The sequence below is a fragment of the Photobacterium makurazakiensis genome (genome assembly GCF_050336715.1).
Classification (GTDB): Bacteria; Pseudomonadota; Gammaproteobacteria; order Enterobacterales; family Vibrionaceae; genus Photobacterium; species Photobacterium makurazakiensis.
In genome coordinates this window covers 25,362-42,729 of the sequence record NZ_JAKJSJ010000021.1, presented here as the reverse complement: position 1 = coordinate 42,729, position 17,368 = coordinate 25,362, and the positions used below count along the sequence as shown (strand labels likewise).

The window sequence follows — 17,368 nt, the reverse complement described above, 5'->3', positions numbered from 1 at the left end:
AGACGGCATTAAAGTGCGGAGTATTATCTTGAAAAAACTGATTTATTTGCTGCTCTTAGCCATAAGCTGGCCAAGTTTTGCGGCGAGACAATTTGATATCGAAGTGATTATGTTCAAGCGTAATATCGCGCCAGAGCAAGTCAATGAATCTTGGCCCGATCAACAAAAGCCCATTAACCTTAAAGGGACAATCTCTTTCGGTGATAGCGCTCGCCTGAAAGCAAAAGGGATCAGCCTAATGTCCCCTTCTGACTATCAGCTGAACCCACAATATAGCAAGTTAAAGGGTCATGCTGGCTTTACGCCTTTAGCACACTTTGGCTGGCGTCAGGGCGATCTAAGCCGAGCAGCTGCCCCTAAATTTTATCTGACCGCAGGTAAAGATTTTTCAGATAAATACCTACCAGATGGCACCTCAAAAGCTGAGCAACAACGCCGTGACATCGAAGCCGGTACTGATGGCATTGTCATCACTGCGGATAACCAGCCTAGCACCACATCATTTGATGAAGAAGAGTTAGGCAGTGATACGCAGAATCTCAACGAGGCGCAAGATAAGCCTTTATACGAGCTTGAAGGCATGATCCGTGTATATGTTCAGCACTACCTGTTTACCGATATTAACGTTGATTTAAGAGAGCCTGGACGACGTGAGGTAATTGTTGGCACCGAGTCGCTCGAGAATATCGACCCACTACTTGCTGATAATAATGTTCAAGTCGGCCACTTACAGGCAGTCAATAACAAAGTCGAAGTGGAAGAGTACTTAAAATCTTACCGTTTCGATCAACAAAGACAAATGCGCAGTGGTGAAACACATTATATTGACCACCCTCTAATGGGCATGGTCATCCAAATTCGCCGTATCGATAACTAATCGCGACGAGAAAAAAACCACGCATAACGGGCGGCCTATCTGGGTGCCCGTTTTTTTCTATTCACACATTTTCAACCTACATATTGCATCAGTTCAGTAGGCATATCACACTAAGGTGAATATTGCCGAAAAGAGACTAACGATGAAAGCGGATTATGAGCTGATCACAGACCGTCTGATAATGCGACCGTATAAAAATGCCGACCTGCTTGAGTTAGTTGAAGCAATTCACGGTTCAGATGAGAACCTTGCCCGTTGGTTACCATGGTGCTCAAGCCAGTACAATCAACATGATGCCCATGAATGGATACATGCCAGCCAGCAAAATTGGCTTTACGATATCAGTTATGAATTTGCCATTTTTCACCAAGAAAGCGATGAATTCCTTGGCAGTATTTCACTCAGTAACCTATCAGAACAAACAAATTCTGCAGAGCTTGGCTACTGGATAAAAAGCGCTGTACAGCGGCAAGGCTTTGCAACAGAAGCTTGCCACGCTGTTGCTCACTTCGCCTTTACTACGGTTAAGCTAACTCGGCTAGAAATTGTGACACATTTAGGAAACCTTGCCAGCCAACGCACAGCACTCGCTTGCAATGCAAAATTTGAATGCACCGCAAGAAATCGTGTAATTGAGAATAATGAGCCAATCAACGGGCTCCTTTTTTCACTCATACCAACCGATATTTCATAACAAATAAACCACTAAATAAGTTACTTAGGTATAATCTGTTATATTGTTCCTGTAAGTGAAAAATTAGTCTTCATTGCTTTTACGGAGTTCAAACGTGTTCAAAATTATTCTTACCATCGCCATCATTGGTCTTGTTATTTTCTTTATGCAGCGCTCTTCTAGCAACAAGCAGTCAGCGGCTGAGAATGTTAAAATTGGTGAAGAGTTTCTGGCAAACAACCTAAATCAAGATGGTGTTAAGTCAACAGAATCTGGCCTACAGTATCTTGTTCTACAAGAAGGGACAGGCACTGTTCACCCTAAGGCGTCAGATAAAGTGACCGTTCATTATCACGGTACGTTGATTGACGGAAAGGTGTTCGATAGCTCAGTTGACCGTGGTGAAACTATCCAGTTTGGTTTGAACCAAGTTATTAAAGGCTGGACAGAAGGTTTGCAGCTAATGGTTGAAGGCGAAAAAACTCGCTTCTTCATTCCTGCGGAGATCGCTTATGGCAACCGCGGTGTGGGCGGCATACCAGCAGGCTCAGTTCTTATCTTTGACGTCGAACTGTTTAAAATCAACTAAATTCAGTCAATGATACCGTAAATAAAAAAACCGCCATTTGGCGGTTTTTATTTACTCTCACTCATTGAGCAACGAGTTAATTCAATCGTTTAACATCCGATCGCTCTAGCGTCGCATTCTCGTGATAAATATCAGCAAGGTAAACGGCTAGATCTCCCTCTTCCAGTTCAGGAGGGATCACGACGTCATAAATACGGGCGCGCATTGCGGTATCTGATTCTTTGAACAATAACCAAAATCCATCTTTTCGCTGAACAGATAGCTTGGCTCCAAATACATCAAATAATAAAAACATCTTTTTATGTCCTTTTAATACATGTCCGTACCGTCAGTTAACAATTAGTGTAACTTTAGATTTGGTCGTAAGACTCGGTTAATTCGTCCTACCAGCATCATTAGGCCAGTTTTAAAGACACCGTGTAAGGCAACCAAATGCATTCTATATAGCGAGATATACACAATACGAGCAATACGCCCCTCAACCATCATCGAACCTTTGGTTAAGTTACCCATCAAGCTACCAACCGTAGAAAAACGGCTTAAAGATACTAATGAACCATGATCGCTGTAGATATATGGCTTTTGATCACGTTTAGTGATCTTGGCGACAATATTATAAAAACAGCGGCTTGCCATCTGGTGTGCAGCCTGTGCACGTGGTGGCACAAAACTTCCATCCTCTTGGACACAAGATGCAAGATCACCAATCACGTAAATATCGTCATCACGGGTTGTTTGCAGTGTAGGCTTAACGACAAGCTGATTAATACGGTTAGTTTCAAGTCCTGCGATATCTTTCATGAAGTCAGGCGCTTTAATACCAGCAGCCCACACCATGATCTGAGCCGGAATATGATCACCATCTTTGGTTGTTAGGCCAGTTTCATCTGCTTTTGTTACCATTGTCGCAGTACGAACATTCACACCTAACTTCGTCAACTCACTGTGCGCAGCTGATGAAATGCGTGGCGGCAAAGCAGGGAGAATGCGCTCACCGGCCTCAACCAAGTTAACATTTAACCGTGAACTATCGAGGTCACCAAAACCATAGTTTTGAAGCTCTTGTACTGCATTATGCAGCTCTGCCGAAAGCTCTACACCCGTTGCACCAGCACCTACAATCGCAATATCAACCGTCTTTTGGTTTTTATCAGCATGTAGTTTCAAGAACTGGTTGTTCATTTCGGTGCGGAAACGGTGTGCTTGTTCTGGGCTATCAAGGAAAATACAATTATCTCTAACACCCGGTGTATTGAAATCATTTGATGTCGAGCCAATTGCCATTACCAAGACATCATATTCAAGCTCACGCTCAGGCATCAACAATTCATCATGCTCATCATACAACGGCGACAATTTAATGACTTTACGCTCGCGGTCGATATCATGAAGGCTACCCATTTGGTAGTCAAAATAATGGTTTTTAGCATGAGCGCGATAACTTAAAGCATCAACCCCCGCATCCAGCGATCCTGTTGCTACTTCATGTAATAGCGGTTTCCATAAATGGCTTGCCTTACGGTCAACGAGTGTTACTTTCGCACGTCGTTTACGGCCAAGGGTACGGCCTAATCTCGTCGCAAGCTCCAAACCGCCGGCGCCACCGCCTACTACGATAATTCGCGTCACAATGTCTTCCTCTTATCTTATATAAATTTTATTGCTCAGAACCTTACAGCTACGTTTCATCCATAAAATGAAGATAGTAATGTACTGGCTGACTGACTAATACCAATAGAACAGCACCTTACGCAACAAGGTGCAACACAAGACACTCTTCTATTGATGTTATTGAGCAGACGGCAAGAACCGTCTGCAGTAAGGTAGGAGGTTAAAATGTTTCTTTGAATGCTTTTATTGTTTTTAGATGCTGTGAGATTTTTTTAAATTTATGACTTTCGTTCTCATCCCAGATGATATCGTAGAAATCACCAAGTGCATCTTTTGTGTGATGATTATCTAACACTTCATCATTAGTTGAAAGTATGCAAAGGCAATTACCTGCATTTTTTTCACGAAAACCTGTCACACACTTAGTCGAAATATCGTCATATTCCTCAGGGCGGTCAATACGTCCTTCCATATTGCGTTCTGGATTCAGGTTTGGATTGAAAATAACCTGTTTGATCCCACACAAATAACCAATACGCTCTGACCAATATCCACCGAGCCCAACACCACAAATCAATGGGTGTTCATCCGCTGACTCAGCCTTTAGCTTATGCACTTCTTTTAATAAATGCTGCATATCATGCTTGGGATGAAGCGTACTGTAATTCACGAAACGAATATCAGAGTCAATAAATTGCAGCTGTAGTACCTTCTCATGATTACCGGGGCTTGTTGAATCAAAGCCATGTAGGTAAATAATCATCTTTTCTCCCTGTCGTGAACAACGCTTAGCATATAGTTTTTAGTCTTTCTCAATGAAGAAAACCATATGCCTTTTCGTAAAGCTCTAATAACATTTCTTTGAACTTAATCTAACACGTTTTGTAGGGTTTAAAAGTCAAAAACATCACTTAATCTCTTTTTCCTACTGGTTAATCAATACAGCGATATCTTTTCTTAATGTTGTTAGCTTACTCGCCAACTTCTCACGCTGTTTTTCTGTGAGCGTATGGTTTAACCGCCGCATTAACTCAAAGCGGCGATTAAGGTAAAAATTAATGTCAGATTGATAGGAAGCGTTATCCAGTGATACCATTTTTTGCAACAACTGACTAAATTGATACTCAAATGAAGGGTGAGACCTTTGCTTCATTAGCTCTTGCCAACTCTCTAAATAATGCTGACGAATCGCAAGGAATACCGGTTCCATTTCAAGTTGGTAGCCAGCCAGTTCTTGCAACAGCGTTTTTTGTTTTGTACTTAATGTGCCAATCCAATCTTGAGTAAAATCTTCAAGGCGCTCAGTTCGCTTGGCCAGTTTTTGACTCGCGGTAAGTGCCTGCCGCTCTTGCGTTACCTCATTTAATCGCCCCTCGATTTTCAGGTCAAGTTCTGCAAATTGTGCATCACTTAATCCTGAGAGCATGTCTGCGAGCGGTTTAGCCAATATTGCCGAAGATTCCTTACCTAGTCCGTTAAATAGCGTGTAATAGCCCCGAACTTGGCCATATGACAACGGCATTTTTAAATCAGCCAGCAATTGATCAATACCATGATGAATTTTGGGAAGGGCTTGACGACGGTGAATTTGCAGTGCTTTTTCAAGCCCGTTATCCAGCAATGATTCTTGATGGCTATCGAGACTGACATAGTTCGAAAGGTTATAGCTAATCCAGAAATCCAGATTATTATATGCTAAACGTGTGGCACACCCGCCGAGCAAGAGCAAAGTCAAAGACATAGCAGCTAGCTGTGGGACCATTCTCACCATCTTTCGACTCCGTACTAAGTGAACCGTTAGAAGTTTAGACTAGCTAATATAGAAAAGGTTTATTTAATCAATATATTGCAGTTTTGAAATAAGATGCTGCTTTAACTTCTCAGCTTCTACTGCATAGCTGGTATCTTGCCAAAGACGACAACCGACATAAAACCATAGCATTGCAAGGAAATCGCACCATGGAAGCCAAGCTGCAACAGCTTGCTGCCAACGCTTTACTTCGTTCGAGCCAATAGCCTGACAGTAATGTCCAATTGCCATATTCGGATCCAACTGGTTAGACGTAATTGTTAAAGCGAGATCTAATGCCGGATCTCCAGCTGCAGCATACTCCCAATCAATCACCTTCGCTGAACCACCGGGCTGAATTATGACATTGTACCAACCCAAATCGTGATGACAGCAGGTATCAGAAAACCATTGCTTAGGTGATTGAGTTTGAAAATAGCGATAAATGGCCTGCAAGGTATCATCTTTAACGTTTGACGGTATCTGCGACCAATAATGCGCAGCCTTCTCACGCACATCTAAACGCCATGCTGGCGCCGGAAGTTGATGTATTGCGACTTGTAACTGAATCAGGTTTTTACTTGGTAATGCGTCAGTCGCAGTCTCACCACGTACCCACTCAACCAATAAACCATCGTCAAGCAGTGCAAAAGGTTGTGGGGCTAGCTGGGCAGAATCAACCTGAGCCGGTATTCCCGTGAGTAGCTGATACTCATGTTGACGGGATAAAGCGAATGCCGAGGTAGCAGAGGAAGTAGGCCGCCACACTAATTGATAATTACAACCAGTGTGGCGATGCTTTAACTCAATGTGCCAGCAACGGTTACTTAAACCACCATCCAATGGTTTAGCCGTAACTAGTTGGTATTCAGGCAAGCCGGTAAGAAATATTTCAGTTAAAGCATCTAACAACGTTCTATTCCTTTGTATTGCCTGAAGGACTACCGATGAGCTAATTGTGCTGATTCAACTACCAGCCAAGCAAGCTTTTTGATTCTTGCTTACGGATTTCGGTTTCATCAGCCCACTCAATTAAGCCTGTTTCCAAATCCATCAAACGCATGGTCATTTTGTAGTAAACATCTTTATCACTACCGGCAGACTTTACGATGCTCGAGAGGTTGCCATACAGCATGTATTCCGAACCAACCATTTTACCAAATTGAATAGCAGTACTTTGGTTCACGAGCTCATCATTATTTTGGAAGTTCAGCTGCTTACGAACAGCTTCTACACGCGTCATATCAACAAAACGGAATTTACCCGAGTTTAAAAGGCGAGTGCTTACTGAGTCAGTAATGGACTCGGTATCAATATGCTCACTCGTTTTGTTCTTAATGCCATCAACCACAATAATTGGTCGCTGGTTATTACCCGTAATATAAGCGACAGAACCAGATGACAACATACTATCTGTCATTTCTTCAGCAATTTTTTGCAAGTCTGTTGAGCCAAACTCAATGGTCGTCGTTTCCGCTTCCTGAGCATCGCCATAACTTACCTTTTGCGCACAGCCACCCATCAATGCGGCAACACCCAATAACGCAATCACGCTTTTTTTCATTTTCTTACCTTCATTTTTAAATTAGTAGCTCAACAGCTCTACCTTAATCAATAAGTCGCTTTACGGATATAAACCCGGTATTGCGTTGCTTGTGGCGTTCTTGCGACCGCTTGTAATGTCATGGTGTCTTTGCCATGTAAAACAAATTGGCGCCATGGAGCATCACTCCCAGCAACTTCTAACCCTTGCGCATCATACCAATAAAACCGGTACTGCAACTTTAAATCTGAATCGATCTTACTCGTCACAGGCACACCTGCCTTCAGTAATCCATTGGCAGAAGAAACATGTGCTCTTTCTATTGTGAGTCGATTGGCCAAATCATTATTGCCAATAACCACATTTTGGTTGCTGCTTTCAATACTGATTCCCGATGAAGCTGTTGAACAAGCCGAAATGCTTAATACCATGCACAAAATGATCAATATTCTCATTAGCTATCTCCTAGTAGCACTGACCAACCAGTCAGTTGGTTTCCTTGCCGAGATACCCATACCATCGTCGTCCGTCCAGCAATAACCTTCACATCGACCTGATGGCCATTCCATGAAACACTATGTTTTCCTGGAGACATCATGCGATGTGAGACAGCAACACTGGCCGGTAAACTTTGCCAACTACGAGTATCCGGTTGTTCAGTTAATGTATTAAAAATATTTGCCAGCACATTACCGACATCATTACCTTGCTTGGCCGCTGACTGCCTAACTTGATCTTTCGCCACGACACGTAACGCTTGGCGTAAAACAATGACTGGAAGATCTTCACTTAAACTGTACTGCGCCATGCCGTTAACGTCAGTTAGCGTACTCGATGACACAGGTTGTTTATCCATCAGCAATGGCGAAAATTTCGGTTTCACTGGTGTTTGGTAGTAAGGCAGTGCAAGGTTATATATCACACCATTACCACGACTATCGGGGAGCCATAGTGGTAAGCGCCATCCCTCTTTTGCGGCAACCACACCTTGCTCATCGAATATCACCACCCGACCGCTATTACGATCGGGGGCTTGATATTCACCATATCTCGCTTCCAATTTTTGTAGATCGCCCGACATCCCCATTCTTGTCGCTAAGCGCAATACGGTATCGGCAACATATGGATTATCAGGTGCAACGGCTAAAGCACGCTTATAGTCAATATAGGCACTATTTAAATCGCCATCAGCCTCATACAAAACACCAGAAAAATAGAATAAATAACCATTTTGGAGGTTACCTAGCTTATTTCCAACATTAGGGTAACGCGCCAAGACCGCCCCTAAGTTTTGATCCATTCCTTTTCGCTGAGCTTCTCTTTCCGCCTTTCGAAGCTCAGCCTCACGGTATCTTTTGGCTGCCTCTTGCACCATATTGGCACGGCGTACTTCAACAAGTGCCCCTTCTAAGTCTCGGCTCTGTAGGTAATTCAGTGCCAAATACAGGTGCAAAAAGCCCAATTCATAGTCTGCTGGCTGATAGGTGATCATATTGTCATTTGTCAATAATGCACCCGCTTGGTTAAAGCCCTCAGATATTTGAATGGCAGCTTGCCTCTGCTGCTCTTTTACCGCCTGATCAGATTGCTGTAATGCCGAAAAACTTTGGGGGTACTGCTGTGCAACAAAGCCTACACGCCCTTTTTCCATGCCATCTAAAATATCGCCTGCAGGCGCATCAGGTAATGCCTCCAGTGCCTGCTGATAGCGGCCCTGTTGCATTGCCTGATGAGCCTTACTATTGGCAGCACTGTAATGGCTAAATAAGCTTTGTGTAGATAAGTTCGCACACGCCATTAAACTAAGAGATAAAACCGCAACAACGGCATGCTTCAACATTTTGTCATCAACCACTATTTATAAAAAAGCCCAAGAGCAAAGCCTACTTACCTTTTCGTACTGACTGGGCCATACGAAAAAATGAACAAACCTTCTAGTCCTTCAGAGTCAGAAGTCCCTGCCACTCAGACTTTATTCTTGGACGTAAGTTCCACCAACTAAACGCTACCATCTGCGTTTGGTTAGACATTCACCAAACTCAGTGAATTAGCCAACTAACATTGGTCCTAGCGGACGACCACCAAGCAAGTGCATATGAATATGATACACCTCTTGCCCACCATGTGGGTTGCAATTCACGATCAAACGATAACCATTTTCTGCAATGCCTTCTTTTTCTGCCAGCTTGCGAGCCACCGTAAATAAACGCCCCATCATTAATTCATCATCCGCTTCAACGTCATTCACCGTTGGGATTAATTTATTAGGAATGATAAGGATATGGCTTGGTGCACGAGGGTTTATATCACGAAATGCCGTTACTAAGTCATCTTGATACAAAACATCGGCAGGGATTTCTTTGCGAATAATTTTACTGAAAATGGTTTCTTCAGCCATAACATGCTCCATTTTAATTAGCTAAGGTTTTTCCTTACGAACCAGTATGCTTGACTCCATTCATCAGAGCAATATTGAACACTGTTTTAAACATATTTTCCAGTGATTAATTTATCTTAGAAGTTATTTTTTGATGCAGCGGTCAAAGACTGTGGGAAGCATATTCATTTATGATTAGACGCTATACCCTGTGTCAGGCACGTCTAATTTGTGCTTTTAGGGTCATATTTGCCACAACTGATGCTGCTTATTTTGCTGCTTAAATTTTCAGCATCACACTTTGTACGAAGACCAATACCATAATAACAACTTCGTATTACAGTTAGTTAAGTAAGTTCAGCTGTCGCTTACTTGTCATTATTTAGGGATATTATGAAGACAACGAAACAAACCTCTGTAATACGACGTATGTATACCGGCTTTGCTGTGATGGTTCTTTTATTTGCTATCACAATCATGACTATGCTGGATGGGACAAACCGTATTCACCAGCAACTTGAAAACGTCACAACCAATGCATTACCTTTGGTTTCACTCTCCAATCAAGCCAGTGTGCGCCTTCTTTCTGCCGATAAAGTATTCAAAGATTTTCTGACAAGTCAGCAACCTGAGAGAATGAACGCTTATGAAAAAGATTTTACGCTTGCACACAATGAGTTTCTTACTGCGCTTGAAGAGCTCATCGCTATTACGCAAAACAACAGCGCACTGAGCGGCCAACTTGAAGAATTAATTGCGCTTGAAGAACGATACTTCCGCGAGTCTCATACGGCTATGGATAACTACCGCACGCAATTACTCGCGCAAAGTGAGCGACAGCAGTCTGCTCGACGCTTTCAACGTCTTCACAATAGCTTAAACCTTCGAATGAAAGATTATGTTGACGAACAAGAAAGCATTTCGGTCAAAATGATCGCTAAAAACTATTTCATCAAACTTCAACAAACAGAAACCATTACTTCAGATGCCCTTGCTACCGATGATCTTACCGTTATCAACAAAGCCGTAAGGGATAACAAACTCTATGTTAACCACCTCAAGAACGCATATCGCTCACTGACTTCCATCATGCCCGAGTTAAACGCAATTTTTGACAAGGACATAGAGCAATATAATAAAGACATCGGTCAAAATGGTGGCGTGTTAGATGCCCATTTTCAATATATTGATGCGCGCAGCCGCCTTTATACCAACATTGCAACGCTTGCCGCTGAAATTGACCAAGCAACGTTAATTCTTGATGGTTTTGGTGTTCAAGCGAATAACCAAATGGATCAAGCCATTATTAGTGCTGATACGGCTTATGAACAAGGTTATAACCGCGCTATTTTAATCGGCCTAGCCGCAACAATATTTGCCATTTTCATCGGCTGGTATTTAGCACAAAGTGTTCGTCGCCCATTGAATGCCACCTTAAAAACACTGGAGGCATTAACCAATGGCGATATGACTAAGCGTAGTGATATCAATCAATTTGTTGAGTTCAGTAAGTTGAGTAGTTACATCAATATGCTTGCTGATAACCTGCAAGAAATATTAGGAAAAATCACTCAAGCCTCAGGCGATCTAACCACCGTCGCAGAAGAGAACCAAACCACAACAACTGAAGCCAAAAATCGCTTAAACGAACAGCGCCATCAAACGGCATCGGTAGCAACGGCCATGACAGAAATGGAGCAATCGGTGACTGATGTCTCTCGTAGTGCTCAAAATACGATGGAGCGCGTACATGAAGTTGAGCGAGCCTCTAATACAGGTCGTGAGGTCATGAGCCGTAACATCAATACCGCGCATCAACTCTCTGAACGTTTAGATAAATCAGTGAATGCTGTCTCTGAACTCCAAGAAATGAGCAGCAATATCGGCTCAATTCTTGACGTCATCAGAAACATTGCCGACCAAACCAATTTATTAGCCCTGAATGCCGCGATAGAAGCCGCTCGAGCGGGCGAACAAGGGCGTGGCTTTGCCGTGGTTGCCGATGAAGTCCGGGTGCTTGCAAAACGAACAACGGATTCAACCTCTGAAATTGAACAGATGATCCAAAGCTTGCAATCGAGTTCAGGTCAAGCCGTAACTGTCATGCAGTCATGTGTCAGTGAAATGGGGAATAGCATAAATCAAGCTTCCGAGGCAAATAGTGCAATGGAAGAAATTCAGGCGATAATATATGAAATAAGCCAAATGAGTACCCACATCGCTGAAGCCGCTGAAGAACAACGTAGTACCACCACCGAGATTGCTCGTACTTTGGCTGATATTAGCCATATCGCGGATTCAAACTTTATGTCAATGGAAGAAGTCGCAGAAGCTAGCGCCAAACTAGATACCTTGTCTCACCAGCAGCATGATTTGGTACATCGGTTTAAATTGTAAGAGCGAATTTAATCACTGCGATATTCAGAACAAAGCCAGTCGATTTTCCTCTGGCTTTTCTTTTACTCATCATTAAGCATTTATATGCTATGTAAAGGCAATCGATTACCTATCTGGTAATCAAATAGGTAGAATGTTTGAAACCTATCCTTTACTTCATCTCGTTAAGATTTTAGAATCGGTCGAATTTTTTTGGAGGGAAGCAACAATGACGACTATTACGATTACACGTCCTGATGATTGGCACACGCACCTTCGTGACAGTGAAGTTTTAAATGATACCGTTAGGGATATTAGCCGATACCTTGGACGAGCAATCATTATGCCGAACTTGGTTCCACCTGTTACTGATACTGAGTTGGCACTGGCATATCGAGATCGTATCCTAGCCGAAAAGCCGCAAGGCAATTTCTCTCCTCTCATGACACTTTACCTCACCGATAACACCACCCCTGAAGAAATCCGCAAAGCCAAAGCAACTGGCCATATCTATGCGGCAAAACTATACCCTGCAGGGGCAACAACAAACTCTGATTCTGGTGTGACATCCATTGATAAGCTAATTCCTACGCTTGAGACGATGGAACAAGAAGGCATGTTGCTACTGATCCACGGTGAAGTAACAACTCATGATGTTGATATCTTCGACCGTGAAAAAGCATTTTTAGATACAGTACTCAGCCCTATTGTTAAGAAAATGCCTAACCTTAAAATCGTGGTTGAACACATCACAACGAAAGATGCCGTCGAGTTTGTGAACAACGCTGGGCCAAACGTTGGTGCAACCATTACAGCTCACCACTTAATGTTCAATCGTAACCACATGCTGGTTGGCGGTATTCGACCACATTACTACTGTTTGCCAATTCTTAAGCGAAATATCCACCAGCAAGCACTAATAAAAGCGGCAACAAGTGGTAGCCCTAAGTTCTTCCTTGGTACTGACTCTGCACCTCACGCACAAGATCGTAAAGAGTCAGCATGTGGATGTGCGGGTTCTTATACAGCCCACGCCGCAATTGAGCTGTATGCTGAAGTATTCGAGCAAGCTGGTGCACTAGATAAACTAGAAGCCTTCGCGAGCTTTAATGGCCCAGACTTCTACAACCTTCCGCGTAATACAGACACCATTACCTTAAGCAAAGAAAGCTGGTCAGTGCCTGAAACGATGTCGTTTGGTAATGATGTTGTTGTTCCGATCCGTGCAGGTGAAGACATTCTGTGGCAAGTAAAATAAGCCATTAGCACGATCTGCTAATAAAAAGCTGCCAATGAAAAGGGCTTCCAATCGGAAGCCCTTTTTGCTATTTCACGCTAACACAATACTAGTTTTGCGTTGCTGGTGTTGCTGTTACTACAGTATCTTCAGGTAAACGAAGATGGTGGAACAAACGATATAATACCGGAACCACAATCAAGGTTAATATGGTCGCAAAACCTAAGCCAAACATAATGGTGACCGCCATCGGCTTAAAGAACACATCAGGCAATAATGGGAGCATCCCCAGAATCGTCGTAATTGCCGCCATACAAACAGGACGAACACGACTGACTGCTGCATCAACCACCGCTTGGTACTTTTCTTTACCGCTCGCTATTTCAATTTCGATTTGATCAAGCAATACAATACCGTTTTTCACCAGCATACCCGATAAACTCAAGAAACCGAGTAAAGCCATAAAGCCAAACGGCGTATTCAACAATAGCAACCCAGTAGTTACCCCGATAACAGCAAGTGGCACTGTCGCCCAAACAATAAGTGCCTCTTTCACTTTATTAAACAGGACAATGGTGATCAAAAACATCACTAAGTAACCCATTGGCATAGTCTGGAATAACGACGCTTTGGCATCCGCCGACGATTCATATTCACCGCCCCACTCTAAGGAATAACCCGGTGGATAATCCAGTGCTTCAATTAATGGCTGGATCCGAGTTTGAACCGTGGCTGCTGTTTCATCACCAAGTGGGTCAGGATCTGCCATTACCGTCAGCATTCGCTTACGATCTTTTCTCGCAATCAATGGGTCTTCCCAGCGAATGTTCACCCCATTGATCACTTGCTGAATTGGAATATAACCTTGTGTGGCTGGACTCCAAATTTTCATCCCTTCAATCGTACTAACATCTACCCGCTCTTCATCGGGTAAACGCGCAACAATCGGCATCAAGTTGGTTCCGTCACGATAAATTCCAACGGTTAAGCCTGAGAACGACATTTGCAGCAAATCATCGACATCTTTCTTGGTGATCCCGTACCGCCGAGCTTGGCTTTCATTGAAGATTGGCTCWATCACCTTATTACGCTCACGCCAGTCATGACGGATATTGAACGCACCAGGGTCGGCATTCATAATATCGACAACCTGCTTTGCCAAGGTACGCAATACTGTAGGATCCGGTCCAACTAGTCTTGCTTCAAGTTTTGACCCCGATGATGGGCCAAGCATAATTTGCTTCAGCTTATAATCAAGCTCAGGGTGTTTGGCATCCAGTACCTCACTCACCTTCCCCATAACAGGTAATACATCGTCAAAACTTTTCACACGGATAACCAGCTCGCCATAAGACGAGTAGCTCTTCTCAGGCGAGTACGTCAACATGAATCGCTGCGAGCCTTTGCCAGCACTGGTACTCACATACTCAACCCGATCATCTTGTGCGACCACCGATTCTAATTCATCCAAAGTATCGTTGGTTGCACGAATATCTGTTCCTTCCGGTAACCACACATCGACCATAAACATTGGTGTTGTAGAGGCTGGGAAGAATGACTGTTTGAGCAACGTAAATCCATACAGACTTGCCCCAAGCATTACAATCAACACAAATACGGTCATCCATGCCCGGCGCATGCAAAACTCAAGAAACGTCTTATACCAAACAAACAATTTCCCCGCATACGGATCGCTGTCGTCGGTACCATCACTGACCTTACTGCTCTTGAAGAACATATCAGCAAAGAATGGTGTCAGTGATATTGCTGTAAACCAGCTCAACATTAACGACACTAATAATACGGTAAATAAGGTACGACAATATTCACCCGTCGAGTCTTGTGATAAACCGATCGGGGCAAAGGCCATGACCGCAATGACTGTCGCACCCAAGAGTGGCCATTTAGTTTGAGTGACAATATCTGAGGCGGCTTGCATCCGGGTTCGCCCCTTTTGCATACCGATCAATATCCCTTCGACGACCACGATGGCGTTATCCACCAGCATCCCCAGAGCAATAACCAGCGCCCCAAGAGATATTCGTTGCAAGTCAATCGCCATCCATTTCATGAAGACGAAAGTTCCCAAAACGGTTAACAGCAAGATTAAGCCAATTAAGACACCCGATCTGACACCCATAAAGAACAGCAAGACGATAATAACAATCGCCACAGCTTGCCCAAGGCTGACAATGAAACCACTTACTGATTTATCCACCTCAGTTGGCTGGCTGTATACGACACCAATATCAATACCAACAGGCTGCTGCTCTTTAAGTTCTCGCAACCGACGTTCGACCCGATTCCCCACTTCAACAACATTGACACCCTCAACGGCTGAAACCCCAACATGTAGCGCTTGTGAGCCGTTGTAGCTGACTAAATTATCGGGAACTTCCTTAAAGTCGCGTTTAATTTCAGCGACATCTTTTAGGTAAATCAGCCCTTCAGAACCACTATCGGTAATGATTAAATCACCGAGCTCTTCAACACTGGTGAACTCGCCAGTCGGATGAACACGAATATATTCACTACCTATTCGCACCGCCCCTGCGCTAGTCACCAAGTTTTGTGTTTCAAGCGTACTGTATATCGTCTGTGGCGAGATCCCTAAACTACTCAAACGCTGCATTGATATTTCAATAAATACCTGCTCTTGCTGAGTACCTGTTACTGAGACCTTGCCGACCCCTTCAACCAATTCCACCTCACGACGCAAGTAGTCGACGTAGTCGTTGAGTTCTTTGTAGCTATACCCTTCACCAGTGATCGCTAATAAAATACCAAATACATCACCGAAGTCGTCGTTTACTATGGGTTCTTGGACACCAGGCGGCAACGAAGGCTTGAGATCATTAACCTTGCGGCGTAGTTCGTCCCAAATTTGAGGCAAATCATCTGGACCATAATTATTTTTCATCGTTACAGTGATTTGCGACAAACCTCTGCTAGAAACCGAATTCACTTCATCAACATAGATAAGTTGTTGAATCGCTTTCTCGATCGGGTACGTAACCTCTTCTTCGACTTGTAGTGGTGTGGCCCCTGGATAAGCAGTAACCACCATGGCATCTTTAATGGTAAAGGCGGGATCTTCTAATCGACCGAGGCCGAAAAAAGCCATCGTTCCACCAATAAGAAAAATTATTGTCAGCATCCAGCTGATCACTTTATTCCGTATAAAATAGGCTGCAATATCCTGTTTCATAATCAGCCTGCCTCCTTATCCACGATGATAACCGACTGCCCATCGCGTAATCGATTCACGCCTTCAACCACAATACGTTCTCCGGGCTCCAATCCATCTAGCAAGCGAACGCCTTCTGGCACCACTTTATCGGTAACCACTTTCCGTTTTGTTACCGTATTATCCGTACTAACCACCCAGACAAATTTATTGTCCATCTCTAACGGATCGCCATCACCATTAAAAATGGCCTCCAACGGGATAACCGCTTCATCCTGTTTATAAATTTTCAATTTTTGTGCATCGGCTTTTACTTCTACCGCCATGCCATCAAGAATAAAACGATCTTTTGGCATCGGCATGGTTAACGTCACAAGAAAAGACCCGAGTTTTGGGTCTGGCTCTGTTGTGAATTCTTTGAGACGCGCCTGATATTCAGATCCATCTTCTAGTATGATTTTTGCGCCAGGTTGCGAGGCTTCCACCTCTACCGCAGTACTTTGGGAATAAATCATATCTGGCGCTTGAATAATAATATCCACTTGATCGGCGAGGTGTAGGTTCATCATCATCTGGCCAACCTGAACATTTTCAAATTGTTCAATTGGCACTCTGGAAATGACACCATCAAAAGGGGCTTTAAGCTCTGTAAACGTTAAGTTCAACTTTGCCAAGTCCAGACGGGCTTTTGCAATACGTCGCTGGGCCTTCAATTCATCAAATTGCGCTTGGGGTAAAAAACCCTGCTTAACCAGCTTTGCCGAACGACGGTACTGACTGTCAGACACATTGAATTTAGCTTGTGCATCATCCACTTCAAGTTTGTAATCAATCGGATCTAAACGTGCTAATAATTGTCCTTTCTTCACCCTGTCACCGGGTCTGACCCCAATAAAACTCACTTCACCTTGCACACGGAACGACAAGCTCGATTTGTTTGCCGCTGCAGCTACTGCTGGAAATGTTAGCTGTGGTGCCCTCGTTGATATTTTCACCTCACTGACTGCAACCGGAGCGACAATAGTACGGGGTTCTACCTCAGCTTTATCACAACCGGATAAGATGCTCGCAACACCAAAAGCTAAAGGCATTAATGTCCATCTATTCAT

Annotated in this window: 16 protein-coding genes; 5 read left to right on the top strand and 11 right to left on the bottom strand. The window is 43.5% G+C overall.

What is annotated here, in order from left to right; genetic code table 11:
• Window positions 1-28 precede the first annotated feature (28 nt).
• From L4D09_RS10610 to bamJ, 3 genes are all read left to right on the top strand, one after another.
• Complete coding sequence (locus L4D09_RS10610) at window positions 29-877, top strand: peptidoglycan binding protein CsiV (protein ID WP_428457480.1); 849 nt, start codon at window positions 29-31, stop codon at window positions 875-877.
• Window positions 878-1,019: 142 nt separating this feature from the next.
• A complete protein-coding gene (locus tag L4D09_RS10605; protein WP_428457479.1) occupies window positions 1,020-1,571 on the top strand; it encodes a GNAT family N-acetyltransferase in 552 nt (183 codons plus the stop codon).
• A 94-nt stretch (window positions 1,572-1,665) separates the two neighbouring features.
• Window positions 1,666-2,139, top strand: coding sequence for a BamJ family beta-barrel-assembly machinery protein (gene bamJ / locus L4D09_RS10600; RefSeq protein WP_428457478.1), 474 nt, complete (start codon window positions 1,666-1,668; stop codon window positions 2,137-2,139).
• A 76-nt stretch (window positions 2,140-2,215) separates the two neighbouring features.
• Here the strand turns inward: bamJ and L4D09_RS10595 are convergent, their stop codons facing one another.
• The 9 genes from L4D09_RS10595 to hinT all read right to left on the bottom strand — a co-directional run bounded on the left by L4D09_RS10595 (window position 2,216) and on the right by hinT (window position 9,480).
• Window positions 2,216-2,434 (bottom strand): DUF7661 family protein, encoded by a 219-nt coding sequence (locus L4D09_RS10595; RefSeq protein ID WP_428457477.1) that lies wholly within the window; start codon window positions 2,432-2,434, stop codon window positions 2,216-2,218.
• 44 nt (window positions 2,435-2,478) lie between these two features.
• Window positions 2,479-3,768, bottom strand: coding sequence for an NAD(P)/FAD-dependent oxidoreductase (locus tag L4D09_RS10590; RefSeq protein ID WP_428457476.1), 1,290 nt, complete (start codon window positions 3,766-3,768; stop codon window positions 2,479-2,481).
• 202 nt (window positions 3,769-3,970) lie between these two features.
• Complete coding sequence (ycfP, locus tag L4D09_RS10585) at window positions 3,971-4,513, bottom strand: alpha/beta hydrolase YcfP (protein ID WP_428457475.1); 543 nt, start codon at window positions 4,511-4,513, stop codon at window positions 3,971-3,973.
• Between the two features lie 162 nt (window positions 4,514-4,675).
• Window positions 4,676-5,521, bottom strand: a complete 846-nt coding sequence (locus tag L4D09_RS10580; protein ID WP_428457474.1) for a DUF6279 family lipoprotein — start codon at window positions 5,519-5,521, stop codon at window positions 4,676-4,678.
• Between the two features lie 63 nt (window positions 5,522-5,584).
• Window positions 5,585-6,451, bottom strand: a complete 867-nt coding sequence (locus L4D09_RS10575) for a phosphotransferase (RefSeq protein ID WP_428457473.1) — start codon at window positions 6,449-6,451, stop codon at window positions 5,585-5,587.
• A gap of 58 nt (window positions 6,452-6,509) precedes the next feature.
• Complete coding sequence (gene lpoB / locus L4D09_RS10570; RefSeq protein ID WP_428457472.1) at window positions 6,510-7,103, bottom strand: penicillin-binding protein activator LpoB; 594 nt, start codon at window positions 7,101-7,103, stop codon at window positions 6,510-6,512.
• A gap of 47 nt (window positions 7,104-7,150) precedes the next feature.
• Complete coding sequence (locus L4D09_RS10565; protein ID WP_428457471.1) at window positions 7,151-7,537, bottom strand: YcfL family putative periplasmic lipoprotein; 387 nt, start codon at window positions 7,535-7,537, stop codon at window positions 7,151-7,153.
• On the bottom strand, window positions 7,537-8,922 hold the full coding sequence (locus L4D09_RS10560; protein WP_428457470.1) for a COG3014 family protein: 1,386 nt from the start codon (window positions 8,920-8,922) through the stop codon (window positions 7,537-7,539). The genes L4D09_RS10565 and L4D09_RS10560 overlap by 1 nt, the downstream gene beginning before the upstream one ends.
• 207 nt (window positions 8,923-9,129) lie before the next feature.
• Complete coding sequence (hinT, locus tag L4D09_RS10555) at window positions 9,130-9,480, bottom strand: purine nucleoside phosphoramidase (RefSeq protein ID WP_428457469.1); 351 nt, start codon at window positions 9,478-9,480, stop codon at window positions 9,130-9,132.
• A 372-nt stretch (window positions 9,481-9,852) separates the two neighbouring features.
• Between hinT and L4D09_RS10550 the strand changes: the two genes are divergently transcribed.
• Window positions 9,853-11,856 carry a methyl-accepting chemotaxis protein gene (locus L4D09_RS10550; protein WP_428457468.1) on the top strand — a complete coding sequence of 668 codons (2,004 nt, stop codon included), beginning with the start codon at window positions 9,853-9,855 and terminating at the stop codon, window positions 11,854-11,856.
• A gap of 208 nt (window positions 11,857-12,064) precedes the next feature.
• A complete protein-coding gene (pyrC, locus tag L4D09_RS10545; RefSeq protein ID WP_428457467.1) occupies window positions 12,065-13,093 on the top strand; it encodes a dihydroorotase in 1,029 nt (342 codons plus the stop codon).
• An 88-nt stretch (window positions 13,094-13,181) separates the two neighbouring features.
• Here the strand turns inward: pyrC and L4D09_RS10540 are convergent, their stop codons facing one another.
• Both L4D09_RS10540 and L4D09_RS10535 read right to left on the bottom strand, forming a co-directional pair.
• Window positions 13,182-16,280, bottom strand: a complete 3,099-nt coding sequence (locus tag L4D09_RS10540; RefSeq protein WP_428457466.1) for an efflux RND transporter permease subunit — start codon at window positions 16,278-16,280, stop codon at window positions 13,182-13,184.
• Between the two features lie 2 nt (window positions 16,281-16,282).
• Window positions 16,283-17,368: an efflux RND transporter periplasmic adaptor subunit gene (locus L4D09_RS10535; protein ID WP_428457465.1), complete on the bottom strand. Its 1,086-nt coding sequence runs from the start codon at window positions 17,366-17,368 to the stop codon at window positions 16,283-16,285.

Coding starts and splice junctions, on each gene's coding strand:
- lpoB (WP_428457472.1), bottom strand. CDS start 7,103: ATGAAAAAAAGCGTGATTGCGTTATTGGGTGTTGCCGCATTGATGGGT.
- L4D09_RS10535 (WP_428457465.1), bottom strand. CDS start 17,368: ATGAATAGATGGACATTAATGCCTTTAGCTTTTGGTGTTGCGAGCATC.
- pyrC (WP_428457467.1), top strand. CDS start 12,065: ATGACGACTATTACGATTACACGTCCTGATGATTGGCACACGCACCTT.
- L4D09_RS10550 (WP_428457468.1), top strand. CDS start 9,853: ATGAAGACAACGAAACAAACCTCTGTAATACGACGTATGTATACCGGC.
- ycfP (WP_428457475.1), bottom strand. CDS start 4,513: ATGATTATTTACCTACATGGCTTTGATTCAACAAGCCCCGGTAATCAT.
- L4D09_RS10565 (WP_428457471.1), bottom strand. CDS start 7,537: ATGAGAATATTGATCATTTTGTGCATGGTATTAAGCATTTCGGCTTGT.
- L4D09_RS10560 (WP_428457470.1), bottom strand. CDS start 8,922: ATGTTGAAGCATGCCGTTGTTGCGGTTTTATCTCTTAGTTTAATGGCG.
- hinT (WP_428457469.1), bottom strand. CDS start 9,480: ATGGCTGAAGAAACCATTTTCAGTAAAATTATTCGCAAAGAAATCCCT.
- L4D09_RS10580 (WP_428457474.1), bottom strand. CDS start 5,521: ATGGTGAGAATGGTCCCACAGCTAGCTGCTATGTCTTTGACTTTGCTC.
- L4D09_RS10595 (WP_428457477.1), bottom strand. CDS start 2,434: ATGTTTTTATTATTTGATGTATTTGGAGCCAAGCTATCTGTTCAGCGA.
- L4D09_RS10605 (WP_428457479.1), top strand. CDS start 1,020: ATGAAAGCGGATTATGAGCTGATCACAGACCGTCTGATAATGCGACCG.